Below are 25,658 nucleotides of genomic sequence, written 5' to 3'. Positions count from 1 at the left end.
TAATCAAATTTGTTGCCGCGAGACTTCGAAAATGGATGTTCATCAGTTTGCATTTCTGGCCCGCCAACCTTCCGCTGAGTTAAACCCGCGCAAGCGCTTCCTTGGCGTGTCCAAGCGTGGGTTAGCGGTGCTGATGATCAACGTCGTGTTCTGGCAGCCTATCTGGGCGCAGGCTGGCGGCATCGTGGTGAGCGGCGGCACAAAAACCACCGTGGGGCAGGCCGGTAATGGCGTCACGGTGATCAACATCGCCAAGCCTAACGGCTCTGGGCTGTCCCATAACCAGTTCACCGACTACAACGTCGGCAAGAACGGCGTGATCCTCAATAACTCCACTAATAGCGTGGAGAAGACCCAACTGGGTGGCTATATCAACGGCAACAGCCAGTTGGGTGGCAAAGCAGCCGGGATCATCCTCAACGAAGTCAACGGCGGCAGCGCCAGTCAGCTCAACGGCTACACCGAGGTAGCGGGCAAGTCGGCGCGCGTTATCGTTGCCAACCCTTACGGCGTGACGTGTAACGGCTGCGGCTTCATCAACACGCCTCGCGTTACGCTGAGCACCGGTAAGCCCGTGATTGACGGCAACGGCAAGCTTGATCATTTCGAGGTCGACGGCGGTAGCATCAATATCGAGGGCGATGGCCTCAACGCCAGTAATGTTGACCAGTTCGACATCATCACCCGTTCGGCGAAAATCAACGCAAACATCTACGCCAAGCGCCTGAATATTGTGGCAGGCGCCAACGACGTTAAAGCTGACACGCTGGAGGCCAAGGCCCGCGCAGCCAATCCTGCGGACAAGCCAGAACTGGCCATCGATTCCTCTGCGTTGGGTGGCATGTACGCCAACACCATCAAACTGGTGGGCACGGAACAAGGCGTCGGCGTAAAACTCGCGGGCGATATGGCTGCCAGCGGCGGTGACATGCAGATCGATGCGAACGGGCATCTGACCATGGCCAAAGTCGCCACCAGCGGCGCCGTCAAGATCAATGCCGAGAGCCTTGATGCACAGGAATCGGTTTATGCCGGGACATCGGTTGATGTCAAAACCCGCGGCACCCTGAAAAACCAGAAAGTGCTTGCCGCGCGGGACCGCATCACGTTGAGCAGCGATGGGCAGCTGAATAACAGCGGTACGATTCAGGCCGGCATCAACGCCGACAACACCCGCAACGCCAACGGTGACGTCAGCCTCAACGGCAATACGATCAGCAACACAGGCAATGTCATCGCTAGCCGTAACCTGACAGCCACTGCCGCGCAATCACTGGACAACAGTGGTGCGATCCAGGCGGTTGCTGCTGCAAGCGCGCCAGTCGATAGCGGCAACGTCACCCTTAACGGTAAAACGGTCAATAACACCGGCACTGTCGTTGCTAGCCAAAAGCTGTCGACCGCTGCCACCGAAAGCCTGAGCAACGACGGCGGCACGATGGCTGCCGGTAAAACGTTGGTCGCTAAAGCTGCGACGTTGAGCAACCAGAATAAAGGCCAGATCCTGAGCGACGGCAGCATTGAGCTGACGGCTGATAGCCTGGTCAACACTCAAGGTGGCTACATCAGCAGCGCGGGCGCATTGATCGCAAGAGCTGGCGCAATCAACAATCGGCTTGGCGTCATCGAAAGTGGCACTACGCTGGATTTCAGCGCCAGCAGCCTGGACAACACTCAGGGCGAAATTCGTTCTCTGGGCCGTGGCGGCAAAACCCGCTTTGCCATTGGCGGCCTTTTGGACAACAGCAACGGCAAGCTGGAAACGGCCAACACCGACCTGAGCCTTGCCGCGAGCAGCTTCCAGAACCTGGGCGGCAGTGTGTTGCACGTTGGCAGCGGCGCGCTTGATCTGGACGGTTTGAACCTTAATAACGCTGGCGGCAGCATCGTCACCCAAGGTGATCTGACCTTCAAAAAGACCGGCTGGACCAACAGCAGTGTCATTCAGGCGAATCGGCTGGATCTCGACGTCGACAACTTTGAGCAGACCGCTACGGGTCAGCTCCTGGGCACCAACAGCTTCGTCGGCAAAGGCCTCAACTGGAACAACAGCGGTGTCATCGCCAGTGATGGCACCGTCGATCTGACCCTTTTCAATCAGTTGACCAACAGCGGTCGCATCACCTCCGCGACCAGCGTTGGCATAAATGCGCCACGCGTTACTAACCTCGGCACCCTGGCAGCCGGTCAGGTACTGGCGGTCAGCACGGGCAGCCTGCTCAATGACCACGCGCTGATTTTCAGTGGCGGCAATATCGACCTGCGGGTTGATGAGCTGAACAACCGCTACTCGGACATCTACGCGATGGGTAACCTGAGCGTCGACCGTGACGGTCTGGGTGGATTGGCCCGCCTGATCAGCAACAGCTCTTCGAACATACAGGCTGACGGCACGCTTAGTCTGGCAGCCAGCACTATCGAAAATATCCGGACCATTTTGACCGTCGAGTCCGGGATTTACAGTGCATCCATTACGCCTACCGCATGTATCGAAGGTGTAACAGGCGGCGACTGCCGGGGTGGTAAGGAAAACCGTGTTTTCCTGATCAGCCAGCGCGACCATCTGGCCGTAACCGACGCCAGTGCAGCCTCGAGTATTACTTCGGGCGGCAGCATGTTGCTCACCGGCGGCAGCTTGACCAACAGCAGCAGTAGCATCGCGGCTGGCGGTGACCTCACTGCCGTTTTCGATCAAGTAACCAACACCGCGATTGAAACTCACGACACCCAGACTGACCGCGTATTTGCGACCGTGCGCACGCGCAACCCGGGCGGCTGGAACAGGCTGGCTGCTGCCTTCACCAGCAAGTATTCGCAGGAAAGCCCGACTTACGACCCGAACGCTCTAGGTGGCCTGGAAGCCGATTTGGCGCAGTTCATCGGTACGACTCAAAACGAAGTTCCTGGCCAAGCCTCAACTACCCAATTGTCGACGCCTGACCAAAGCTACTCTGCGGTCATACAGGCGGGCGGCGCAGTCAACGTAAAAGCCAAAAACGGTATCGACAACACCGTCGTTCGCGGTGGCTACACCTACGTTGGCAGCGGCGCGAAAACCGATACCAGCGAGCCGGGTTACTCCACGGTCGTCAAACTGAACCCGCAACTGCCGCCGGATCAAACGCAGCAGCCGGTCAACCCGATAGACCTGCCGGGCTTCCAGCTGCCAACCAGCCAATTCGCCTCCAACCCGCAAAAGTACCTGATCGAAAGCGATCCGGCGTTCACCAATCTGGGCCGCTTCTTGAGCTCGGATTACATGCTCGACAAGCTGGGCTACAACCCCGACGAAGCCCAAAGACGTCTGGGTGATGGTTACTACGAGCAGAAGCTGATCCAGCAAGCAGTCATTGCCCGTACCGGCCAGCGTTTCATCGACGGCCAGACCAGCGATGCAGGCCTGTTCAAATACTTGATGGACAATGCTATTGCCAGCAAGGACGCCCTCAATCTGTCCGTGGGCGTGAGCCTGACCGGCGAGCAAGTCGCAGCGCTGACCCACGACATCGTGTGGATGGAACAGCACGAAGTCGCGGGTCAAAAAGTGCTCGTGCCTGTCCTGTACATGGCCCAGGCCAACAACCGGCTCGCTCCTAACGGCGCATTGATCACCGGCAACAACGTCTCCCTGATCAGCGGCCAGAACCTCAATAACAGCGGCACCCTGCGCGCCACCAACAACCTCGGCGTCAGCGCTGGCAGCAACCTGACCAACTCAGGCCTGGTCGAAGCGGGCAACCTGCTGCAGATGCGCGCCAACAACAACCTGACCAACACCGCAGGTGGGGTGATCGCCGGGCGCAATGTCGAACTCGTCGCCGTCAATGGCGACCTGCTCAACGAGCGCAGCGTCACCACGCACCAAAGCGACAGTGGCTACCGCTCCGAGCGCACCCAGTTCGTCAATAACGCCGCGCGCATCGAAGCCGCCGACACCCTGACGATGCAAGCCAAACGCGACGTCAACAGCATCGGCAGCGTGATCAAGAGTGGCGGCGACACCACTGTTCAGGCGGGACGCGACGTCAACATCGTCTCCGCCCAACAGGAAAACAGCGGTGCAATCGGCACACGTTCAAATCATCAGAACCTCACCCAGTACGGCTCTGTCGTAGAGGCCGGCCGCGACTTCCAGGTCGTAGCCGCGCGCAACATCAGCGCCGTCGCCAGCCAGATCAGCGCCCAGCGCAACCTGACCCTGGACGCCGCCGAAAACCTCAACATTGCCTCCGCGGCCGATGAGCAGCATTCGTACAGCAAGAGCAAAAAGGTTAAGGCTCAGGAAGATCATGTCAGCCAGGTGTCGAGTGTGCTCAAGGCGGGTGGCGATGCGACGCTTCGCGCCGGGCAGGACATGGCGCTGACTGCCAGTCAGGTCAATGCGGGGAATGAAGCCTATCTGGTCGCCGGTAACAACCTCGCCATGCAGGCAGCTGAAGATCAGGACTACAGCTTCTACAGCAAGACCAAGAAAAGCTCCTCCGGCAAGAAATTCCGACTGGATGAAACCAGCAGTACCACCAATGTGGGCAGTCTGGTCAGTGCGGGCGGCGACAGTGTTGCAGTCGCTGGTCAAAACCTTCTGCTTGCTGGCAGCGCTGTCACCTCCGAAAAAGGCGCTGCAAAGCTGGTGGCAGGTCAGGACGTACAGATTCTCGCAGTCACTGACTCTGCCGGTGAGCGCCATGAGCGCAAAGAAAGCAAAAGCAGTTGGGGTGGCCTGAAGTCCAGCAAACTCCAGACAAAAGTTGACGAAAAAACCACCAGCGCAGCAGGCAGCATGGTTTCCGGTGAAACAGTCACTGTTTCAGCAGGGCGTGATGCCGCTGTCACGGGTTCGTCCTTGGTCAGCACCGGTGACCTCGTGGTCGAAGCCGTACGCGATCTGAAAGTGGATGCTGCGAAGAACACCTTCTCGCGCACTGATATGCACAAGGAAAAAAGTCGTGATCTGACCGGCGTCCTCACGGCCAATAACCTTGGCCTGGACGACATCACTGGCAATCAGCATCTGTCCATCAGTAGCCAGAAACACAATGGCACCGCAGCAGAAACCACCTTGAGCGGCAGCACTATTGGTTCCAGCGCGGGCAACGTTTCGCTGGTTGCCGGACGAGACCTCAGTGTGACGGCCAGTGATTTGGTTAGCACCAAGGACATGTCCTTGAGCGGTTCCAATGTCACCATCAGCGCTGGCACTGAAACAGCCAGACAAACCACAGAGGACAGTTCCAAGAGCCTGGCAGTTGGACGCGTTGTGGGCGGCTCGGTGGTCGACACTGCCAGAAGCATTCGCGACGCCAGTAAAGCGGCTCAAGACGCAGACGACCCGCGCCTCAAAGCCGTGAAAATAGCCCAGGCAGCTATGGCCGCCTACAACCTGGGCGGCCAGGCCATGGAGGCCAACGGCCAGAGCACTGGCTTCAAAGACAAGCAAGGCGGCACCGCCAGCAATGGCTCACTGATTAAAATCGGTACTGAGCTGGCTAACACGCGCAGTAAGAGCAGTAGTGAGTACAACGCGCAGACGGCCAGACAGAGCACATTAAAGACGGGTGGTGACCTGTTAATTGTTGCTACGGGCCAAGCCGCGGATACCCAAGGTGATATCCGGATAACGGGCAGTAGTCTTGAAGCTGCAAATACCTTTTTGCTTGCAAAAAATGATGTGGTTTTGCAAAGCGCGCAGAACACCATGGACCGTAAAAACGACGGTTCCAGCAATAAAACCGCCATTGGTGCCAGCTTTAACATTGGTGAACAAAACGGCTTCACGCTGGACTTGGGGGCTCAGGCCGCCAAAAATATGGGCGACGGGAACTCTGTAACGCAGGTCAATACCACGCTCGATACCGGGTCATTGGTTTTGCAGAGCGGTAGAGATACCACCTTGGCCGGAGCTCAGGTCCGCGCCGATGCCATCACAGCCACAATTGGCCGTGACCTCAATATTCTTTCCCGCCAGGACACTGAAAGCTCCAGCAGTAAGCAAAGCAGTGGCGGTTTCGGTGCGAGCATCTGTGTCCCACCGTTCTGCTACGGTTCGACAGTCGCTGGCTCGGCCAATATTGCCGCTGGCAACATGAACAGTGACTATCAGGCAGTTACCGACCAGAGTGGATTCTTCGCCGGTAAAGGCGGCTACGACATCAACGTGGGCAAGACCACGACGCTGCAAGGCGCGGTCATCGCCAGTGAAGCCTCTGCCGATAAAAACCGTCTCAGCACTGATCGCCTTAGCGTCAGCGACATAAAAAATACCAGTGAGATAAGCGTCAAGTCAGCCGCGCTCAGCATCTCGTCCAGCAGTGCTGGCGGTACTTCTCCGGGGGGAAGTATTCCGCTTGCCCTTTCCGAGGACGCCAGTAGTGACACTCGCAGCGCCGTGAGTGACGGAACGGTAATTGTCAGAAATGCCGAGGGAGCAAATGATCTGGTTGGGCTTAATCGTGATACTGCGAACGCCAACCAGCAACTCGACCGACCAGACCAGAAGGCTATCCAAGAGCGGGTTGACCTGGTACAGAGCACAGCACAGCTATCCAGTGATGTGATCAGTGCTGTCGCCAAAGCCAAGGCAGAGGACGCGAAGGAGCAAACCCGAAAAGCTGTAACGATCGAACAGATACAGGCTGCCACTCTGGCCCGCGCCGAGGCCGCGCGTTGGCAGGTGGGCGGTGACAAGAAACTCATGGCTGACATCGCCACTGGTTTGCTGGCTGCTGGATTGGGCGGCGTCGGCGGTAGCACGGCTGTCGGTATCGTAGCCAAAACGTCTTCCAGCGATATCTTCAACAAATTGGGTGATTTCGCAGACGCCCAGCGAGATAAGGCAACTGGCGCAGCCAAGGCCGCATGGGCAGACGGTGGCGCTGCGCGGATCATGCTTCATGCGCTGGGTGGCGCTGCCATTGGTTTGTCCAGTGGCAGTGCAGCGAGTGGCGCCGCGGGTGCCGGGGCCTCGGCCGCGTTAATTCCATCCCTTTCCCAAGCGATGCTTAAAAGCGGCATGAGTGAAGCCGACACCGATACGGTTTCGGCCCTGATTGCTGCAGGTGTTGGTACTACGGTGGGATCCGCCAATGGCGTAAGCGGTGCAGCCGTCGCTGGCTCGACGGCCGTCGATGTAGAGAGATTCAACCGTCAACTTCACAAGTCGCAAGAACTTCCAATCCTGAAGAAAAAGGCCGGAGAGCTTGAGGCCACTGTTGGTAAGACTCGATCAGGTGCGCTTTGGCAAGATTTGCTCCTATTGGCCAGTGGCGCTCAGATTGATGCGGCTGATCAGAATCGTTTAAAGCAGATATTAGGCAAAAGCAGTGGCTCCGACCCTGAGTCGCGTAATTTTGCCGAGGATATGAGTGTTGCCTATGGTGTTGTCGCTCAACTGGCCGCTCAGAAGGTTCCGCTGACCTGGAGCGACGGCAGCCCGATCATTGCCAATGGTGACGTGGTTTACGCGTTCAACTCCACCGACAAACAATTCAAAGACGCCAGTCTCTTCAACTCCACGCGGACCAATGCTTACGGGTCAATGTCGGACTTTGATCTCTGGATGCAGTTCGGCAAAGATCAGGCTCAAGCGCATGACGCTGAAATCCTCCCGCTTTCGACCTCGACCTACAATGTTGGCGAGGCAGTAGATCGGCTGTCGGCAGTTGCAGGCAAAGGCATTCTCGATGTCAGTGCCATTGATGATGCAATCCTGTCGATGACCGGGCTCAAGGGCGGCAAAGTCGCTATCGATCTGGCGCTTGAGATTATCAGCAAGCGGCAGGCTGCGAGGGCTGAGCTTCTTGCTGCCAGAGAAGCAGGCGCAGCGTCTGTGAAGAAAGATCCTTGCTGTTTCGCAGCAGGGACAAAAGTTTCTACACCGGATGGCGATCGCACAATTGAGTCGCTCAAAGTCGGTGATGTGGTCTGGAGCAAGCCCGAGAAGGGCGGGAAGCCATTCGCTGCCGCCATTCTGGCAACGCATGAGCGCTCCGATCAACCCATCTACCGGCTCAAACTCAAGAATGTCCGCGGCGACGGTTCTGCCGAAGGCGAAACCCTGCTGGTTACACCAAGTCACCCTTTCTATGTCCCGGCCAAAGGCGACTTCATTCCAGCCATCGATCTGGAGCCAGGTGACTTGCTGCAGTCGCTGGCTGATGGCGACTCGGAAAACACGTCATCACAAGTCGAGTCATTTGAACTGTACTTGCCGGTTGGTAAAACCTACAACCTGACGGTCGACATCGGACATACGTTCTACGTTGGCACGCTCAAGACCTGGGTGCACAATACGGGGCCGTGTGATCTGCCTCCGAATTATTTTACAAGTGGAGGCAATAAGGGGGGGGCTGAAAATGCGGTAGACGGTGTTCCCCAAGTCACCCAGAATCACAGAAACGGCTCAGCGTTTGAGAAGCAAGTAATTGAAGCATTTGGTCACGTCGGTGGCGAAAAAAACACGACGTTGGTGACGGTTCAGCTCCCGAATGGTAAGACGGTGACAACAATCCCCGACATGTGGGAAGACAGCACAGTTGGAATTCTCGAAGTCAAAAATGTTAAAGAACTGTCGATGTCCGACCAACTGCGTGCACAGTTGCAGCTGTCGGAAATGACTGGACAGCCTTTTAACCTGGTTGTCAGTCCTCGAACGCAGAGTGTTTCCGCGCCGCTAAGAGCCAGGATCGAGGCGGTGACAAGCAAAGTAGGTGGTGGGTTATATCGATATGATCCTGCAACCGATGTACTGACACATTTTTAATCTGATCGGGTGACCTATGCTGCGCATGTCGGTAATAACAAAAACAGATACCAAGAGCTGGCTTGTCGGTGAGCGAGTCATCTCGGTTTTTTCAGATAGGCATCCAAAACTTTTGCCGGAAAGCCTGTTTCAATGGGAAAACAAAGTAGCAGATTTTGAAAGCACCGCTGCATCTGAGAAGTATTGGGCTCAAACGGCGACTCTAGAGGTTCAGGGCTCGACAATGGAGTTTCCAGTCGGGCTTCGCTGGAAAAGAAAAAAAGTAGCGAAATACGACGCTGAGATTAATCACACGCAGCGAAATATTAAGGGTGAGTTGATAGATGGCTCTCTCAATGTACAGGCGCAGTTTAATAATAAAGTCGATTGGCTAGACGCCTTCAGGTCGTCCTGTCTAGCAATGGATGCGCATTTTGCGCTTCTACATATTTTTTCCAGCTGCGAGACTGCTAATTTAAAGTCAGGAACACCCGAGAGCTATTTCTTTTCCGGGATTCTGCACCGTGGCGAGATACCGAATATTGGATGGGCTATGTTCTATGGCGGTGCATTAGCTGAATCAGTTGACTTTAAGAGAATCGCGAATGCCGGGTTCCCTATTGAGAAGATAGGGGAGGGGTATTTGGTTAGAGTCACAGAAGATATAGAAGATATTGTTAACGACTTCTCCCTATTCTCCCAGCGCAGAGCCGAGCTGAAGGCGTTATTCGATGGGGGCTTTTTTCTGATTCAGCACGAGCCCTTAGTGTAGGTTTGATGATGAGTGACCATTGGCAGAGAAAAATGGGTCAGACCACGATTCTTCTAGAATTTCCATTTGCTTAATAATGGTCTGCCCCCAATTCTCCCTTGGTATCTCATTCCAGGAATTGATCAATAACAGCCCGAAAAAACATCAAAACCAATCATCAGGATTTCAAAGGCATGATCATGCCAGTCTCCGAGATACCAAAATGAGAGTCGATGCCGCGCTCCGGTTACTAGCCGTACCGTTGTGCGGAGCGCTGGTCTACGCCGCCGTTATGCCCGTAATCAAGGGGTTGAGTGCCACATCGCTTTTTACGGGCTTGCTCTACGGTTTCATCGTTTCAATGGCGGTGGGCGTTCCGCTGTTGCTGTTGGGGGACAGGTTTTTCCCTGCGTCCAAAGCTCGCCATATCGTCAGCAGCTTGCTGCAGAGTTTGCTGATCTACGTGGTTTATGGCGGCTTCTCCGGACGCCTGCTGCTCGTGGCAATCGTCGGTGGCCTTGTACTCGGTTTGCTGTACACCGCAGTCGCTAAAGGCATAGAACGTTACGCGGCGAAACATCAAGAGCGACAGCAGGGCAAGGCTTACGTGCTGGGCATTCCGCTCTGCGGAGGTATACCGGTAGCTGTCCTTATCACGTCGGCAATCGGCGATGGATCCGGGACGACTCTGACTTCCTGGATTTTCCTCTTCCTGGTGGGCGCTGGCCTCAGCATGCTGGCCGGTCCTTTGGCTGACCGAGCGAATTCTCACGACCCATTGGCGCTATGTCATCGGAGGAGTGATCACCGGATTGCTGATATGGCTGCTCTTTGGTGCTCCGGGCTTGCATCCGACTCCTGCCGCACAGCACATGAGTTTTCTGATGCACCAGATCAAATACGGTGTGCTTCTTTTTGTCTCGATGGGTTGTGTATCCGGTTTGCTGTTTACCGGCTTCCATTGGATCTATTCGTGGTTAGCCCGCCGCAAAGGCAACGCTGCCCATTAAGCGCAATTGCTTCTGACACAGCAGCTTAAGCGCGACACCCTGTTTCACTCTACGGAATAATCGACTTATGAAAAAAGTAACACTCCTGGTATTGGCTGTTGCTCTGGCAGGATGCCAATCCAACGTCAGAAGCTCCGCACCCACGCTGCTCAAAGACGGCGTTCAACTGCAGCAAAAGCAAGTTGTCGCGGATGCTGAGCACGCCAAGATCATCATGAAAGCCACCGGCTTCACTTACCCGGTTCAATTCTCGGTGCGCCGTGCTGCTGACCCTGATCAGCGCCCGGAGATACTGGGGCGCGTGGTCGATTCCGGTCGTGGCAAGGTCTTTGGCTGGATTGCCAAGATGAACGAGGTCGCCAACAGCGCAGCAGTCAAACGCTTCCCTCAACTCGAAGTACAGGCAGACCCCGGGCAATCCATAGAGGTGATTGGTGAATCCAGAGTCATTCAGGAGAACGGGATTTTCCCAGACTCCGTGGTGTACGACTGCGGCCCCATGCGCTCGATGTTCAAGCCTGAAAAGCAGAAAACCTATCTGGTTGAATTTGTGATCATCGGGAAGGGCTGCGAACAGCATGTCTATGACGTAACTCAGCCCAATGCACGTGTACCTGTCAGTACCGAGCAGAGTGGCAGTTGAAAAAAAGGCGTGAACAAGTGCGTTGTGCGGGAGTAAGACACGTCACAAGAGGGGCCTTCTTATGCGGGACGAGCCTTCGATCTGAGACGCTGAGGGTCGAGGTCTTGAACCTGGTCATAGTCAACCGGGACCTCACGAACTAGTTCCCAATTCCCCAGTCAGATCAGCGCCCGATTTCGATCATCAGAGCAGCCTCGTCTCATGCGCCTGACCTCACGTTTCACCTCGCTGTGCTTCATCGCCTTGCTCCCACTTTTCGCCAGCCACGCTCATGCCACCGAGGAGCGGCAACTGGTCTCGGTCATCAACGACTATCGCGCACAGCCTTCGCGTTGTGAGGGGCGAGTGGTGCGTGGTTTATCGCCGCTGGAGCTGAGGCAGGATCTCGCGCTGCCCATTGGTTTTGCCGGCGACATGCGCGACGCCTTGAAAGCTTCCGGCTACCGGGCAGTGGCAGTGCGTAGCATTCGGCTAGTCGGTGCTCAGGACGCGAAAGGCGCCTTTGCCATGCTGCAAAGCCGCTACTGTGGCGCATTGCTGGATAACCAATACGCCGACATCGGCATCACTCAATCAGGCAGGGACTGGCGACTGGTATTGGCCAAGCCTCTGCTCGACGGTCACCTGGGCGATCAACAATCGGCGGGCAAAACCCTGTTGGCTCAGGTCAACGCCGCGCGCGCCAAACCACGCATGTGTGGCCGCCAGCCTTACGCGGCTGCACGACCGTTGAAGTGGAATGCATCGCTGGAAAACGCCGCTCGACGTCACAGCCAGTCGATGGCCAGCGGCGGCTACTTCTCCCATCAAGACCCCAATGGCGACGTCGCCCGAGACCGCGCCCAAGCGGCGGGCTACAACGGGCGTCAGGTCGGTGAAAACATTGCCTGCGGCCAAGGCTCGGCCGACAACGCCATGCAAGGCTGGCTCGCCAGCCCCGGCCACTGCGCCAACCTCATGAACCCGATGTTCACTGAGGTCGGCGCCGCTTACGGCACCAACCCGAACAGCCAGGCGGGGGTTTACTGGACCATGATGTTTGGGGCGCCTTGATGCCTAGCGAACTGCGGCGTACGGGCGATTCTTCCTCGGCAAAAACGCCTGCCACTCAGACTTAAACGGCTACTGCCCGTATGAACGGTGCATGGTGGGCATTTTGCGAGTTTTTCCGGGGACGTGAGGCGGGGGGATGATTGATGGGTGGTTTTTGGAGATAACCTAAGCAAAGCCTGAAAACTGAATCAGCAATCCGACGGCGAACACTGTTCCTGTAGGAGCGAACCTGTTCGCGAAGCGATGGATCTGACACAACGTGTAGTCAAGATGCACACCTTTTCAGCGGACATTGCTCGAGTATGTCCGCTCGTGTGTCTATCTATCACCGCAATATCGCGCCCAACCTTTCCCCACGTGAAATTCAAAGCATTGAAATCAATTCATTCACCCCTCAATAGTCAGAAGTCGCAGCCGGGTTCGAAGTGTCTTCCAATTCAGTCGAGCTAGCGGGACCGGGAAGGCAACCGTTTTTTGAGGCTGCGAGCGTTTACGGGATGCATCGGCATGCACTGAGTCTAAGCAGGGGGGAGGAGCTAATGCGCCAAGCTGAAGGTAGGTTATGAGCAAGATGTTTGTTTGCTGACGCTTTGGTCTCCGGACGCAATTGCATCGATTTGAAGGGATACGAAGGAAATACCTTAATTAACAGATGCTTAGGATTCTCATAAAGATGTTTTCTATACGGCAGTTACACATGAACTATTTTTTCTGGTGCCAACAGCATCGGCGGGTTATAACTTAGTGGTGATGTCGTTGTGCTAGTGGTGCTTGGGAAGCAAGGTATTTGCGCATTTACTCTTGGAGAGTGACATGGAGTTCGAGGAAAAACTTGCGGGTTTGGCCGCAAAAATACGCCAACAGGCGTCTGCAATTCAGACTGAAGAAGCCACAAAAAACGCTTTCATCATGCCGTTTATTCAGTCTGTGCTGGGTTACGATGTATTCAATCCGCTTGAAGTGGTACCCGAGTTTACTGCTGACGTCGGTACCAAAAAAGTTGAGAAGGTTGATTACGCAATACTCAAAGACGGGCAGATCCAAATACTTATCGAGGCGAAAAAGATTGGTGAACCGCTGAACATAAATCATGCAGGCCAGCTTTTTCGTTATTTTCACGTCACGACAGCTCGCATTTCAATTCTAACCAATGGCCAGGTCTATAAGTTTTTCACCGACCTGGACGCGCCTAATAAAATGGATGATAAGCCATTTCTTGAATTCGATTTGTTGGATATAGATGATCACGCGGTGCCTGAGTTGCAGAAGCTAACAAAGAGTGCGTTTGATGTAGAGTCAATTATTAGTGCAGCAGGCGAGCTGAAATATGTAGGCCAAATCAAGCGTGAATTGGCGAATCAGTTCTCTAGTCCGGATGAGGACTTTGTAAAATTTTTCGCAGGCCGCGTGTATGAAGGCGCAGTCACCCAGAAAGTGCGTGAGCAATTCACAGTGCTTACCCGTAAGGCAACAGCACAGTTTCTCAGCGATCAGGTTAACGATAGACTGAAGTCTGCAATCAGCGGCTCTAGCCAGCCGGTGATTATCAGTCAGGTCAAGGTTGAAACGCCAGTTTCTGGAAAGGCAGAATCTATCCTCGACGATAAGGACAAGGTGGTTACAACTCAGGAGGAGATCGAGGGGTTTAATATTATTAAAGCTATCGTACGTTCCGAGGTGGAAGCCAGGCGTATCGTTCCTCGAGATACTCAAAGCTATTTCGGGGTGCTTTTGGATGACAATAATAGAAAGCCTATCGCCCGTTTACACTTCAATCGAACCCAAAAATACTTGGGAATATTCGACAGCGAGAAGAAAGAGACTCGTCATGCGATTGAATCTATTGATGATATTTTTCTCCACGCAGAAAGTTTGCGCGCTACTGCAAAACTCTTCGCGGAGGTTTAGCCGCGGATAGTGACAGTAGCCGGTATGACTTCTCCGGCCACTGTCACACCGTGCCGCTACGACTTAAAACGGGTGGTGATATTTTTGGCAGCTACTTCTTGCTTCTAGAATTTTCCAACCCCGCCACCGAAGCCTCAACCAGCGCTCTTGCAGCCTCGATCTGATGCACAACCGATCTCGCCAACGGACGAAATTCCAGCGTGCTGTTGTCTGCCGTTTCATACGCCGTAGCGGCGGCGCAGCTTAGATATTCCGATGCGAGAACCAGCGCGTCTTCGATCTTGATATCGGGCTTTACAGTGAACAGGCTGAGGTTGCCCAGGTTGGTATTGCTGACGAGGTTTTGCTTTATGGGCTTAGCAGGGGGATGTGGCGTGGATCTGATCATGGTGACTCTCCCGACATAGTTGAGCCATCACTCTTTGCGACTAAACAAAGGGTGGCGGCTGTGCGCGGGTTAGTCGACCGGGAGTCAGGCAGCCCGGCGCACCCGAAGGTGCCCCTTGCACAGCCACCATAAAGCGCCATCACCCGTGTCGTGGGACACGGGCAATGAAGGTGGACCGCACTGCGACCAGACATTAGGCGGGCGACTAAACCCGATCGTTGAAATCAACGACAGGCAGGAAGGTAGTCGCCCCGTCAGGCATCTACAAGCGGACGCAGAGCATATCCTGAATTTTCAGAAAGGTCCTACAGGCCGCGGGTTTTGGGGCTGAAGGTTGTTTCTGATTGTTGGGTAGCTGCACTGAATAATATTCAAATGATCGCGGCTGGCTTTTGCATCGCAAAAACATCAAGAAAGGCACGCCAAAAGTTGACCATGGCGACAGGCAGCAGGCAGCCACAACTTAACGGTGCAGCAATCGAGGAATAACGACCTCAGATTTCCCGACTGCCCCACCGTGTATTTGCCGCCCTACTTTACAGCAGGCACAAGCATCTGCTTAGATAAAGGCACTTTGATATCATGACGCTACTTCGATCCCCGCCGAGATCCCCAAATGGAAAATGGACAAAAGAAACTCAAGGAGCTTTTCGATGGAAGAAAGGTATTTAGCATCCCTGACTATCAACGAGCATATGCGTGGGACAAGACCCGCCAGCTCCCGGACTTCCTTGAAGATATAGAGAACCAGTCGCTAGGCCGCGATTACTTCCTAGGGACCATCCTGTTCCAGGAGCGGGATGAAAAAATGCAAGGCTACGATGTCATTGACGTGGTGGATGGCCAGCAGCGCATCACCACTATCATCATTTTCATGAAAGCCTTGCTTGACGAGCTAGTGAATAGGCTGGGCGCCGAGGAGTTTGTGGACAAAGGGCTTGATCTCGTTACGGAAACGTACATCAAGAGTCGGAACCGCAGCAAACTCAACGCTATTTCTCCCGACAACGACTTCTTCCAAGACTACATCCTCGAAGATCAGGATGGCGCGGACTACATCACGACGCCATCACAGCGCCGGCTTTACAGCGCCAAACGATTCTTTTCCGAAGCGCTAGCGAAAAAGTCGGTCGACGAACTACTGGAGCTGAAGACCAAGCTGGACTCACACACCAAAGTCCTGACGTACTCCGTGAAAGACACGGCGGAAGCAACGCTGATCTTCGAAACCACCAATGATCGTGGCAAGGGCTTGACTCACTTGGAGAAGATCAAGAGCTTCCTTATGTATAAGACCTACCTGGCTACCGGTGAGGACGTCGACATCCACCTTCGCTCCATTCAGGAACGCTTCACGGAAATCTATCGGGAACTCGAGCAATTTGATGAAAAGCTGTCGGAGGACTCGGCACTCCAATACCATTGCATTGCGTTCGAAAAGTGGAGCGACAAGAGCGACTATCAGCAACCGGTCAACTACATACGCAATAAGATCAACCCGCTCATCAACTCCAACAAAAAGGATGAAGCCCTAAGCTTCATCGATCGCTTCAGCAAAGAGTTGAAGGAAAGCTTCACCATCCTCAGGCTGCTGATGCAGTCGCAAAGCGAAGGCTTCAGAGACCTTGTCTGCCTGGACCGTCTTGGCACGTTCTATCCGCTGCTGATCAAGGCTTACAAGCTGGACACCTTGCCCACGAAGGCCAACTTCGACCTGACCTGCAAGTATCTGGAGATGTACAGCTTCCGTGTCTTCTCGATTCAACAGGCGCGTTCGAATACCGGCCAGCCGGCATTATTCGGCGCGGCAAGAGATTTTGCGGGTAAATTCACCCCGTTGTTCGATAAGCTCACGGCCCTGCTCAGCCACCACAGTCCCAACAAGTTCTTCAAGGAAAACCTGCAGTACACCAACTTTTATGAGTACATGCACTCCAAGGACATGAGCTATCTGTTCTGGAAGTATGAAAACCATCTCCGCCAGACAGAACAACCCATCTGCGCCGATATGTCGGAGCGTGAGTACAGAGACGCCACCAGGCGCACCAACCTGACGATAGAACACATTGCTGCGCAAAACCCCGAAGAGCTGGGTATTGTCCGTAACACTTCTATACTTCCGACCTTGAATGAAAAGTTCCTCGAAGACCATATCAACCGGCTCGGCAACCTGACCTTCGACCCCGCCTCTGCCAATTCGTCGAAAGGCAACAGCAACATCCAAGTGAAGAACTCCAGTTACTTCAAGAAGGCCCCCTACAAGACTCAGAACGAACTGGACAGTTTCATTGTCAACGGCAAATGGGCTGCCAACTCCATCGACGCACGTGGAAAAAAAATCATCAAGTTCTGCCTACAACGCTGGAATCCCGAGTATCTAGAACTCCCATGAACCGGGCGGTGGACGTCTGCGTTTATTGACGTGCACAGCCTAAAAATCTTTGCGCCCCGGCGGACCTCTCAGCGCCGGGCCTTACGCAATCCCGTACGCAGCCAATCTGTGCATCAACCAAGTGAGTCCAAAAGCCAACGCGAACACTAATCAAATTTGTAAAATTAATAATTCAAGTTTATTAAGTGTTCAGTCTCGCTCTATGAGAGCGGTAAAGAAATGCGATTTTTACTTTAAGTAGCAGCGGGTATTTCTTTAAGATCATATGCTAAGAGATTTTGTTAAATAGTAGGAAGATGGCAATCCGAGGTACCCTTAGAGGGTTGCTGATTTGACAGTTTTGCTCGGATTTCTGATATGAAATATAACTTGATGAATAGTTTTGTTTATGATGACAAGGAAGTGCATGTATATGTCTGATCCAAAAAAGCACCACTATGTTCCAAAAGGTGTACTAAAGAATTTTACATTTGACAAACATAAGAAAAAAATAAATTTCATCGATAAATATTCTGGGTTGTCATTGAGTAGCAGCATAGCAAAGGTTGCAAGTGAGAGATATTTATATAGGTTTTCCGATGGAGGAGTTTGCCTTGAAAAAAGCTATTTTGGTGAGATCGATGATTCCGGTGCAAGTGTCATAGACAAAATAATATGTGACTCATCAATCAATAATTTGACGCTTAAAGAACAGCGAGATTTGCGTAGATTTGTTTCTGCTCAGATGTTGAGGGTGCCAGCCGTTCTAAAGCAGTTAGAGAATTTTGAGGAGGATATCTCAAGCGCATTTGATGGGGAACATTCAGTAATAAAGGAAACTGCGCATACTGACTTCCTTAAATCCATTCTGAAAGGAGTGGAGCTCTATGAAGCTCTCCTAGCAAAAAAACACATGATTGTACTGGTCCAGAGAAAATCATCAGAATGCTTTGTAATCGGTGATGTACCAGTTGTTCAGAGAAACTATGGGGCTGACTCGACTTCACAGGTTGGTCATTCGTTGCCGATTATTGATTGGGATTTTGTCGCTCTTCCTATATCACCTAAGTATCTGTTGGTGTATTTCAATCAGGCTTGTCAGGTCGATATTAGGCAGTTCGCGCTGGAAAATAATGACTGGCAGTTTATACAGGCTGATAAGTTTGTCTATTCTGAATCGAAGGAGAGATTGTCGTTCGCGCTTAAAATATACCACCAGAATTCTTATCGATATATAGAGTCGGTTCGACCTGACTACATAGAAAGGTATTCTATAAAATATGGAGACAAGGTCGAGATCGGCTCTCCAAGGCTGGCATTCACGGATGTTGCTAGGAAACAGTTAAGAGATTTATTTTCTAGGGTTTCGAAAAGCAAGTAGACCGGTTGTGGGGTTTGGGAGAAAAATGGGGTCAGACCACGGTTTTCGGTATTTAATTGAAAATGTAGTCTTACCCTGTCCCTTGTACCTATTCCTCCGTAGTTAATCAAAGATGTCTATTCCGTTTCTATTGGCCAGCTGGAGCGTCCCAACAATCGGCTTTGCGCGAACAGACATCGTATTGCCGGTCCATAGCGGTCATGCGGTCAATATGAGCCTGCTTTGCAATCTTGAATGACTCCTCACTGGTCATTACGTACTGTATGAGTCGATCGTTCATACGCGTACTCCATTGTTGCCTGGTCTTTTCATCCAATGTTTTGGGTGCGGTCGACATCACCTGAAGCGTGCTGCTGTCTACCCGATCCAGCTCGTCGTTGTAAGTCTTGATGTACTGCTCGCGAGCAGCATCATGCTGATGGTTAAGGTCGAATTGAAGGGCTTCCAGGTTTTGTTTGTAAAGTTTCCAATAGCTGTCAGGTAACGTGAATCCGATTTCCTTACGCAACATGGCAATACGACTATCGTTACTTTGTGTTGGATTGAGTACCGGTTTGTGCGATGAAATAACAGTTGGGTCACTGGCGATAATTCGCTCGATCATCGCAGTGCGCTCAGTATTTTGGGGAATGATCTGGCCCAAGGGCTCAAGCTGCACAGGCGCACTCTGTGAAGCAGACTGTGGCGCTACGCAACCGGCAAACAGCATGCAGGTCGATAACATTGTGATTGCAGCAGTGTTGCGAAGCATAGTCTCTCCATGAGTATTGATACGGTAGGCAAGTGCGCCAACGCGCGGCACGCCGAATGTTATCGGCTTATCTGTCAGGCACTTGAGCACTGTGTCGGAGGCCTCTCCGGCCGTCCTTGATGTCTTCGCCGCCAACGCTCACAGAAGATTGTGGAAAACGGAGCAAGAGCACGATTTTCGGTACTTAATTGAAAATGTGGTCTGAGTCGGCTCCTACAGGGTGAGGATAGCGGGGCATTTGTCGTTGTATTGGATGACGCCTTCGCAGCCTTCGGCAGCGCCTACAGAAAACACACGCGCACAAAAAAGGCCCACCTTTCGGTGAGCCTTTTTCGATGTAGCGTATGGTGCCGGCACCAGGAGTCGAACCCGGGACCTACTGATTACAAGTCAGTTGCTCTACCAACTGAGCTATACCGGCGTGATGGGCGCTGAGTATATAGAGTTTTTTTTGCCTGTAAACCTTAGCTCACTGATTTCGCTTAAAAATTTCCTGAGCGGTTCGCTCCACGCTGTCGGGTCGCGCAAGCTTTGAGGGAGTGAGCCTTTATCGGCGTTGTGCGGCATAGCTGGAGGGCGGTTCGTCAGGTGGGGCGGGGTTTTTTTGGGGTTTGTGCGCTGGGCTTCAGCTTGGCGTGTGGGGCGTTTGCGGTGTGGCAAAGCTTGCTAATATGTCGCGTCGCAATGGATAGCAAGCTCAATGCCCAGAACACGTACGTATTACGACGAGCTCAATGTCGCTCGGGATGCCTCGCCAGAGGATATCAAGCACGCCTTCCGCAAGCTGGCGCAGCAGCTGCATCCTGACCGCAATCACTCGGCCAACGCGTCTGATCAAATGGCGGTGGTCAATGCTGCTCATGACGTGTTGGCCAATCCCGAGAAGCGTGCTGCGTATGACGCCAGTTTGATTGCGCAAGCGCAGTCGGCGCGTCAGGCGGCGACTCAGCGACGTCAGACAGCGCCGCAATCCGCCGCCCGGCCGCAGGCTCGCCCTTCCGCAAAACCCACAAATAAGTCAGCCAAATCAGCGAAGCCAGCGCGGCGCGGCAGTCGTTTGCGTTGGGTTGCGGTGTTTGTGGTTGCCTGTGGCGCGGGGGCCTGGATGGGTTATGACCGCGACGCGGGCAAGGCGTCTATTCCGCCGCCACCCGCTGTGGTGGACGACATGGCGATTCTGGCTGAGGCGCAGGCCAAGGCGGAGGCCGTTGCTGAAGCGGCCAGGGTTGCTGCTGCGGTGCCGGTTAATACGCCCGTGAAGATTGTCGAGCCGGGGCAGCCGGAATGTGTGCCGCCGCTGGTTGACCCTTTGGGAGCGCCTTGGCCGTCTACGGCAGGTTATATCGCGGGCATGCCGTTGATGCGTGACGGTGGCTGGTCGGAGATCACTGTGGATAACACCGCGGGCGAGCAGGCGGTGTACGTGAAGATTACGGATACGACCGGCAAGCGGGATTTCCGGCATGCCTACATTCCGGCGCGCAGCCGTTTTACGTTTGGGCGCATGGATGTGGGTTATTACCAGCTCAAGTACAAGATGCTTGATACCGGCTGCGCCTATGCGTCGAGCCGGATTCGGCTGGAGGAGACGCTGGTGGGGGACCGGATCAAGTCGAGCGTTTACAAGCTGACGCTGCGCAAGCTGCAGAATCGGAATTCGCAGTTTTCGAATGTCAGGAGTGAGGAGTTTTAAGGGATCAATACCGCGCTGGTTCCAGGGTCAGCTCAGTGGTTGATATCTGGTTGACCCTATCGCGGGCAAGCCTCGCTCCCACAAGAACGTACTCCACTGTAGCGGCCGAGCTTGCTCGCGATGAAAGATAACGCAGCGTGTCTGTTCAGCGTTCCGTTTTAGTTGGGAGGACGTCGGGACATTCGCCAAAATCTCCTTCGCCATACATATTGCTCCCCCGGCTGAAGCCGGTCCTACGGGTGCAGTTCAGAGGATATTGCGATGTTGTGGGGCCAGGATGTGGCCCCACACTCAGGCGATTACATCAGCAAGCGCAGCACTTCCGGCATTTTGGTCATGGCGGCGAGGTTGTTGATGACCAGCATGTCGAGCAGCTTGAGGATCATGAAAGCCAGGATCGGCGAGATGTCCAGACCGCCAAGGTTTGGCAGGATCCGGCGCAGCGGGGCCAGCAGCGGCTCGGTGATCTGGTTGACCAGTTGCGCGCCTGGGTTGTGACTGGCAGGGGCGACCCACGACAGGATCACGCTGATGATCAGGGCGTAGAAAAAGATGTTCAGGAACAACCCGGTCACGCCGATGATTGCCCAGAGCAGCAAGTGCAGCGGGTCGCCGGTGATGCCGTAAGCCAGCAGCAGGGTCAGTGCCATCAGGATCATTTGCACGATGATCGCCAGGATCAGCGAGGACATGTCCAGGCCGAACAGGCTCGGAATAATCCGGCGCAGCGGCTTGAGCAGTGGCTGGGTGGCTTTGACTGCGAATTGGCTCAGCGGGTTGTAGAAGTCCGCGCGCACCAGTTGCAGCACGAAGCGCAACAGGATGATCAGCAGGTACATACTGCCGATGGTTTGCAGCACGTAGATTGCAGCGGTGTTCAGTCCGATCATCGGTCTGCTCCTCAATGGCCTAAAAAGATTACTTGCCCAGTTGCTCGGCCATTTCTGCCGAACGATGTGCGGCGGCTGTCAGCGCGGTGTCTACCAACGCTTCGAAGCCTCCGGCCTGGAATGACTTGATTGCGGCTTCCGTGGTGCCCGCTGGCGAGGTGACGCGGCGGCGCAGCTCGGCAGCATCCACGTCGCTACCGGTCGCCATCAGCGCAGCGCCCAGTGCAGTTTGCATCGTCAGTTGTGCGGCCACGTCCTGTGGCAGGCCGAGTTTCACGCCTGCTGCGGTCATGGCTTCGATCAACAGGAAGAAGTACGCCGGGCCGCTACCGGAAACGGCCGTGACGGCGTCCAGTTGCTGCTCTTCTTCCAGCCACAGCGCGATGCCGACGGCCGACAGCAATTGCTCGGCCTGGGCGCGTTGCGCGTCGTTGACTTGCTCGGTGGCGTACAGGCCGCTGACACCCTGACGCAGCAGCGCCGGGGTGTTGGGCATGCAACGCACGATAGGTTGCTCGCCCAGCCAGTTTTTCATGCTGGCGCAGGTGATACCGGCCGCGATGGATACGATCAACTGGTTTGGCTTGAGGCTCGGGCGCAGCGCTTCGCAAACGGCTTTCATGGCTTGCGGCTTGACCGCGATCAGCACCACGTCGGCACCTTCTGCGGCTTCGGCGTTGTCAGCGAAAACTGTGATGCCGTGTTCGGCGGCGATCTTGGCGCGTGTTTCAGCACCGGGATCGCTGGCGCGGATCGAGTCGGCTTCGACGCCTTGGGCGCGCAGCCCTCCGATCAGGCTGGCGGCCATGTTGCCGGCGCCGATAAAGGCGATGCGGGTCTTGCTCATGTCGGGTTCCTTGCGTCAGAGGTCATGGCTGGCCGTAATCACGGGCGCCAAAAAGGGCAGTGCCAATCCGCACCCAGGTGGCGCCTTGTGCGATGGCGGCCTCCAGGTCGTGGCTCATGCCCATGGAAAGTGTGTCCAGCGGCAGGTTCAGTTGCGCCTGCAACGTGCTGACAGTCGCGAATGCAGCGCTCTGTTCAGCAGGGTCATCGGTGGGTTCAGGGATCGCCATCAAGCCACGCAGCTTCAAGCGAGGCAAGGCGCTGATCGCTTCAGCCAGGGCGGGCAGGTCGGCGGGTGTACAGCCGGACTTGCTGGCTTCGCCACTGACGTTGACCTGAATGCAGATGTTCAGCGGTGGCAGTTCAGCCGGACGTTGCTCGGACAGGCGTTGCGCGATTTTCAGGCGATCCACTGAATGTACCCAGGCGAAGTTCTCGGCGATTGCGCGAGTCTTGTTCGACTGAATGGGGCCAATGAAGTGCCAGCACAAGGGCAGGTCGGCCAATTCGAGCTGTTTGCCCAACGCTTCCTGCAAATAGTTTTCGCCAAAGTCCCGCAAACCTGCTGCATACGCTTCGCGCAGGGCTTCGGCCGGTTTGGTTTTGCTCACTGCGAGCAGGCCGACGGACGCCGGGTCGCGCTGCGCGGCTTGTGCGGCGGCGCTAATTCGCTCGCGGAGCGTTGAAATGTTCGCTGCTATCATGGACATTGATTTGCGCCAGCAGGGCTAAAGTCTGCGGCATTCTATGTGATTGAGGAGCTGTATGGATATTACCGAGCTGCTGGCATTCAGCGCCAAGCAAGGCGCATCGGACTTGCACCTCTCGGCTGGCCTGCCGCCGATGATTCGTGTGGACGGTGATGTGCGCCGGATCAACCTGCCCGCATTGAATGCCAAGGACGTGCAGGCGCTGATTTACGACATCATGAACGACAAGCAGCGTCAGGATTTTGAAGAGTATCTGGAGACGGATTTTTCTTTCGAAGTGCCGGGCGTGGCGCGTTTTCGGGTTAACGTGTTCAACCACAATCGCGGCTCAGGCGCGGTGTTCCGGACCATTCCAGCGAAGATCCTCACCCTTGAAGAGCTGGGCATGGGAGAAGTGTTTCGCAAGATTACCGACGTTCCTCGCGGTCTGGTTCTGATCACCGGGCCGACTGGTTCGGGCAAGTCGACGACGCTGGCGGCGATGATCGATTACCTGAACGTCAATCGTCATCACCATATCCTGACCATTGAAGACCCGATTGAATTCGTTCACGAGTCCAAGAAGTGTCTGGTCAACCAGCGTGAAGTGCACCGCGACACACTGGGCTTCTCCGAAGCGCTGCGGTCGGCACTGCGTGAAGACCCGGATGTGATTCTGGTTGGGGAAATGCGTGATCTGGAGACCATTCGCCTGGCGCTGACGGCAGCGGAAACCGGGCACTTGGTGTTCGGCACGCTGCACACCACGTCGGCGGCGAAAACCATTGACCGGATCGTGGATGTGTTCCCGGCTCAGGAGAAATCCATGATCCGCTCGATGCTGTCGGAGTCACTGCACGCGGTGGTGTCTCAGGCGCTGTTGAAGAAGGTCGGTGGCGGTCGGGTTGCCGCTCACGAAATCATGATGGGCACCCCGGCGATTCGTAACCTGATCCGTGAAGACAAAGTCGCGCAGATGTATTCGGCGATTCAGACGGGTGGATCGCTGGGGATGCAGACACTGGACATGTGTCTAAAAGACTTGCTCGCCAAAGGCCTCATCACCCGCGACGCCGCGAAGGAAAAGGCCAAGGTGCCGGATAATTTCTAAAAGTGCGAATCCCTGTAAGCGCAGCCTCCGGCAGCGCCTACAGGGATTTGCGTATCAACGCTGAACAACCCGCAACGGCGCGGTCTGCTTCGGCAATACGCGCTTGGCAACCATGTAATGGCTGTTCCAGTACGGCTTCTTCAGGGTGTCGACACTGACTTTCTTGCCACGACGCGGGGCGTGGACGAAGCGGTCGTTGCCCAGGTAAATCGCGACATGATTGACCTTGCGGCTTTTGATGTTGAAGAACAGCAAGTCGCCGGGCTTCAAATCTTTGCGATCAACCTTCACGCCGTGGCCTTCAGCCATTGCATTGGAAGTGCGCGGCAAATCGACTTCAGCCACGTCGTTGAACGCATATTTCACCAAACCGCTGCAGTCCAGCCCTTTACCTGGGGTGTTGCCGCCCCAACGATAAGGAGTACCGACTGCTTGCAGAGCACGGCTGACGACCGAGTTGCTCTGCTTGATGTTTGGCCCGCCTGGCGTCGGCAGCGTTTTCACGTTGGCGACGGCTTTGGAATTCTTTGCCGGAGCGCGGTAAATAACGGTCCGGGAGCTGTGGCCACGTGGAGAGATGACAGACGCAGGCTCGGTGGTTTGAGTGGTCGCGATGGCTGGCGAAGAATGAGTTTTCGCGGTGTAGCCGGTGAAGCTCGCGGGTAGTTGTTGCTCACGATTGGTGGCGTGGGCGGCCAGTGGCATAAGTAGGCAGATGGTTAGCCATGACTTGAAAAAAGGACGCATTCGGCAGGGCTCTTGTGGGTTAGCGCGCAACTTTATAACAGCTTTTTGCGGTTTTCTGACCCCTCATGACAGAACGATTACGGCACGATCGTTTCAGATTCTGCGACAAACTCTCTCAAAACACGGGTAAATCCCTTGTGTTACAAGGGTTTGTTATAAGCGTCAGAGGTTCCTGCCATACGTCGGACAACGGTAAAAAAGTCACACGCTTTACGGATATTTTTTTCTATCAGCGCAAAAGAGGTCCAAATGAACACCTATCAACATGATTCACAGCGTCAGGACACCCACAGCAAATTGCTCGGTTACCTGCTGTGGATTGTCGGCTTCACCGGCGCTCATCGCTTCTATTACGGCAAGCCGGTCACGGGCACGATCTGGTTCTGCACGCTGGGCCTGCTGGGCATTGGTTGGCTGATCGATTTGTTCCTGATTCCAGGTATGGATCGCGAAGCCGACCTGCGTTTCACGGCAGGCCCAACCGACTACAACGTGGCCTGGCTGCTGCTGGCGTTTCTCGGTGTATTCGGCGTGCATCGCATGTATCAAGGCAAATGGATCACCGGGATCATTTACCTGTTCACGGGCGGGCTGTTTCTGGTGGGCGTGCTGTATGACCTGTGGACGTTGAACGATCAGATCTCGATCAAGAATGCCCAGCGCGGTTAACGTAGGTTAGTGGGTGCTCC

The 25,658-nt window shown here is 54.7% G+C and carries 17 protein-coding genes and 1 tRNA gene; 11 read left to right on the top strand and 7 right to left on the bottom strand.

Annotated elements, in window-relative coordinates:
- Positions 1-31 precede the first annotated feature (31 nt).
- The 6 genes from ABRP31_RS26350 (at position 32) to ABRP31_RS26325 (ending at position 14,102) form a co-directional block, all read left to right on the top strand.
- Positions 32-8,758 (top strand): hemagglutinin repeat-containing protein, encoded by an 8,727-nt coding sequence (locus ABRP31_RS26350; RefSeq protein WP_349971168.1) that lies wholly within the window; start codon positions 32-34, stop codon positions 8,756-8,758.
- A gap of 16 nt (positions 8,759-8,774) precedes the next feature.
- On the top strand, positions 8,775-9,509 hold the full coding sequence (locus ABRP31_RS26345) for a hypothetical protein (protein ID WP_349971167.1): 735 nt from the start codon (positions 8,775-8,777) through the stop codon (positions 9,507-9,509).
- Between the two features lie 19 nt (positions 9,510-9,528).
- A complete protein-coding gene (locus tag ABRP31_RS26340; protein ID WP_349971166.1) occupies positions 9,529-10,527 on the top strand; it encodes a hypothetical protein in 999 nt (332 codons plus the stop codon).
- A 38-nt stretch (positions 10,528-10,565) separates the two neighbouring features.
- A complete protein-coding gene (locus ABRP31_RS26335) occupies positions 10,566-11,141 on the top strand; it encodes a hypothetical protein (protein WP_349971165.1) in 576 nt (191 codons plus the stop codon).
- Positions 11,142-11,342: 201 nt separating this feature from the next.
- Positions 11,343-12,194 (top strand): CAP domain-containing protein, encoded by an 852-nt coding sequence (locus ABRP31_RS26330; protein ID WP_349971164.1) that lies wholly within the window; start codon positions 11,343-11,345, stop codon positions 12,192-12,194.
- An 813-nt stretch (positions 12,195-13,007) separates the two neighbouring features.
- Positions 13,008-14,102: a type I restriction endonuclease gene (locus ABRP31_RS26325; protein WP_349971163.1), complete on the top strand. Its 1,095-nt coding sequence runs from the start codon at positions 13,008-13,010 to the stop codon at positions 14,100-14,102.
- Between the two features lie 91 nt (positions 14,103-14,193).
- Here the strand turns inward: ABRP31_RS26325 and ABRP31_RS26320 are convergent, their stop codons facing one another.
- Entirely contained in the window at positions 14,194-14,490 is a 297-nt protein-coding gene (locus tag ABRP31_RS26320) for a DUF6124 family protein (RefSeq protein ID WP_349971162.1), read from the bottom strand.
- Positions 14,491-15,106: 616 nt separating this feature from the next.
- Between ABRP31_RS26320 and ABRP31_RS26315 the strand changes: the two genes are divergently transcribed.
- Both ABRP31_RS26315 and ABRP31_RS26310 read left to right on the top strand, forming a co-directional pair.
- Positions 15,107-16,882 carry a DUF262 domain-containing HNH endonuclease family protein gene (locus ABRP31_RS26315; protein WP_349971161.1) on the top strand — a complete coding sequence of 592 codons (1,776 nt, stop codon included), beginning with the start codon at positions 15,107-15,109 and terminating at the stop codon, positions 16,880-16,882.
- Positions 16,883-17,294: 412 nt separating this feature from the next.
- Entirely contained in the window at positions 17,295-18,242 is a 948-nt protein-coding gene (locus ABRP31_RS26310; RefSeq protein ID WP_349971160.1) for a DUF4238 domain-containing protein, read from the top strand.
- Positions 18,243-18,369: 127 nt separating this feature from the next.
- On the opposite strand, the gene ABRP31_RS26305 is transcribed toward ABRP31_RS26310, so the two are convergent.
- Together ABRP31_RS26305 and ABRP31_RS26300 are read right to left on the bottom strand one after the other, a co-directional pair.
- Positions 18,370-18,993, bottom strand: coding sequence for a hypothetical protein (locus ABRP31_RS26305; RefSeq protein WP_349971159.1), 624 nt, complete (start codon positions 18,991-18,993; stop codon positions 18,370-18,372).
- A gap of 345 nt (positions 18,994-19,338) precedes the next feature.
- Positions 19,339-19,414 (bottom strand) — tRNA-Thr (locus ABRP31_RS26300).
- 279 nt (positions 19,415-19,693) lie between these two features.
- Between ABRP31_RS26300 and ABRP31_RS26295 the strand changes: the two genes are divergently transcribed.
- Positions 19,694-20,686 (top strand): DnaJ domain-containing protein, encoded by a 993-nt coding sequence (locus ABRP31_RS26295; protein ID WP_349971158.1) that lies wholly within the window; start codon positions 19,694-19,696, stop codon positions 20,684-20,686.
- Positions 20,687-20,985: 299 nt separating this feature from the next.
- On the opposite strand, the gene ABRP31_RS26290 is transcribed toward ABRP31_RS26295, so the two are convergent.
- Genes ABRP31_RS26290 through ABRP31_RS26280 form a run of 3 tightly spaced genes read right to left on the bottom strand, consistent with a single transcriptional unit; the run spans position 20,986 to position 23,132 of the window.
- Positions 20,986-21,576, bottom strand: a complete 591-nt coding sequence (locus ABRP31_RS26290) for a YggT family protein (RefSeq protein WP_087265651.1) — start codon at positions 21,574-21,576, stop codon at positions 20,986-20,988.
- Between the two features lie 28 nt (positions 21,577-21,604).
- Positions 21,605-22,423 carry a pyrroline-5-carboxylate reductase gene (gene proC / locus ABRP31_RS26285; RefSeq protein ID WP_349971157.1) on the bottom strand — a complete coding sequence of 273 codons (819 nt, stop codon included), beginning with the start codon at positions 22,421-22,423 and terminating at the stop codon, positions 21,605-21,607.
- Positions 22,424-22,445: 22 nt separating this feature from the next.
- The gene (locus ABRP31_RS26280) at positions 22,446-23,132 is read right to left on the bottom strand and encodes a YggS family pyridoxal phosphate-dependent enzyme (protein WP_349971156.1); all 687 of its coding nucleotides are present in this window, start codon (positions 23,130-23,132) and stop codon (positions 22,446-22,448) included.
- A 55-nt stretch (positions 23,133-23,187) separates the two neighbouring features.
- Between ABRP31_RS26280 and ABRP31_RS26275 the strand changes: the two genes are divergently transcribed.
- Positions 23,188-24,222 carry a type IV pilus twitching motility protein PilT gene (locus tag ABRP31_RS26275; RefSeq protein ID WP_087265655.1) on the top strand — a complete coding sequence of 345 codons (1,035 nt, stop codon included), beginning with the start codon at positions 23,188-23,190 and terminating at the stop codon, positions 24,220-24,222.
- 54 nt (positions 24,223-24,276) lie between these two features.
- Here the strand turns inward: ABRP31_RS26275 and ABRP31_RS26270 are convergent, their stop codons facing one another.
- Complete coding sequence (locus tag ABRP31_RS26270; RefSeq protein WP_349971155.1) at positions 24,277-24,969, bottom strand: C40 family peptidase; 693 nt, start codon at positions 24,967-24,969, stop codon at positions 24,277-24,279.
- 249 nt (positions 24,970-25,218) lie between these two features.
- On the opposite strand from ABRP31_RS26270, the gene ABRP31_RS26265 reads away from it, so the two are divergent.
- Positions 25,219-25,638 carry a TM2 domain-containing protein gene (locus tag ABRP31_RS26265; RefSeq protein ID WP_349971154.1) on the top strand — a complete coding sequence of 140 codons (420 nt, stop codon included), beginning with the start codon at positions 25,219-25,221 and terminating at the stop codon, positions 25,636-25,638.
- The last annotated feature ends 20 nt before the right edge of the window (positions 25,639-25,658 follow it).

The organism is Pseudomonas caspiana (assembly GCF_040224095.2).
Taxonomy (GTDB): domain Bacteria; phylum Pseudomonadota; class Gammaproteobacteria; order Pseudomonadales; family Pseudomonadaceae; genus Aquipseudomonas; species Aquipseudomonas caspiana.
The sequence above is the reverse complement of the archived record's forward strand: the minus strand, read 5'-3'. Positions and strand labels throughout refer to the sequence as shown.

Excerpts from the sequence above, each read along its gene's own strand:
- ABRP31_RS26350 (WP_349971168.1), top strand. The coding sequence starts at position 32 with ATGGATGTTCATCAGTTTGCATTTCTGGCCCGCCAACCTTCCGCTGAG.
- ABRP31_RS26345 (WP_349971167.1), top strand. The coding sequence starts at position 8,775 with ATGCTGCGCATGTCGGTAATAACAAAAACAGATACCAAGAGCTGGCTT.
- ABRP31_RS26335 (WP_349971165.1), top strand. The coding sequence starts at position 10,566 with ATGAAAAAAGTAACACTCCTGGTATTGGCTGTTGCTCTGGCAGGATGC.
- ABRP31_RS26330 (WP_349971164.1), top strand. The coding sequence starts at position 11,343 with ATGCGCCTGACCTCACGTTTCACCTCGCTGTGCTTCATCGCCTTGCTC.
- ABRP31_RS26325 (WP_349971163.1), top strand. The coding sequence starts at position 13,008 with ATGGAGTTCGAGGAAAAACTTGCGGGTTTGGCCGCAAAAATACGCCAA.
- ABRP31_RS26320 (WP_349971162.1), bottom strand. The coding sequence starts at position 14,490 with ATGATCAGATCCACGCCACATCCCCCTGCTAAGCCCATAAAGCAAAAC.
- ABRP31_RS26315 (WP_349971161.1), top strand. The coding sequence starts at position 15,107 with ATGGAAAATGGACAAAAGAAACTCAAGGAGCTTTTCGATGGAAGAAAG.
- ABRP31_RS26310 (WP_349971160.1), top strand. The coding sequence starts at position 17,295 with ATGTCTGATCCAAAAAAGCACCACTATGTTCCAAAAGGTGTACTAAAG.
- ABRP31_RS26305 (WP_349971159.1), bottom strand. The coding sequence starts at position 18,993 with ATGCTTCGCAACACTGCTGCAATCACAATGTTATCGACCTGCATGCTG.
- ABRP31_RS26295 (WP_349971158.1), top strand. The coding sequence starts at position 19,694 with ATGCCCAGAACACGTACGTATTACGACGAGCTCAATGTCGCTCGGGAT.
- ABRP31_RS26290 (WP_087265651.1), bottom strand. The coding sequence starts at position 21,576 with ATGATCGGACTGAACACCGCTGCAATCTACGTGCTGCAAACCATCGGC.
- proC (WP_349971157.1), bottom strand. The coding sequence starts at position 22,423 with ATGAGCAAGACCCGCATCGCCTTTATCGGCGCCGGCAACATGGCCGCC.
- ABRP31_RS26280 (WP_349971156.1), bottom strand. The coding sequence starts at position 23,132 with ATGTCCATGATAGCAGCGAACATTTCAACGCTCCGCGAGCGAATTAGC.
- ABRP31_RS26275 (WP_087265655.1), top strand. The coding sequence starts at position 23,188 with ATGGATATTACCGAGCTGCTGGCATTCAGCGCCAAGCAAGGCGCATCG.
- ABRP31_RS26270 (WP_349971155.1), bottom strand. The coding sequence starts at position 24,969 with ATGCGTCCTTTTTTCAAGTCATGGCTAACCATCTGCCTACTTATGCCA.
- ABRP31_RS26265 (WP_349971154.1), top strand. The coding sequence starts at position 25,219 with ATGAACACCTATCAACATGATTCACAGCGTCAGGACACCCACAGCAAA.